At 23.7% G+C, this 241-nt stretch carries 1 pseudogene; it reads left to right on the forward strand.

The window, feature by feature from the left end:
• Positions 1-241 (forward strand): annotated as a pseudogene (locus SH09_RS16235) (hypothetical protein); the annotation flags it as partial.

Here is a 241-nt window from a genome sequence, read left to right on the forward strand (position 1 = left end):
ACATTATATTCATTGGTCTTACCTACTTATACTTCCTATGATTACAATAGTAACTATACCTTTTCTTATTAAAGTAATGGTACCTGGTAAATCAACAAAAAATACATTAGATATCGTAGGGATTGTTTTAATGTCTATAAGTATTATATGTTTTATGTTATTTACGACAAATTATAATTGGACTTTTTTAATACTCTTCACAATCTTTTTTGTGATTTTTATTAAACATATTTCAAGAGTT

Source organism: Staphylococcus gallinarum (assembly GCF_000875895.1).
Taxonomy (GTDB): domain Bacteria; phylum Bacillota; class Bacilli; order Staphylococcales; family Staphylococcaceae; genus Staphylococcus; species Staphylococcus gallinarum.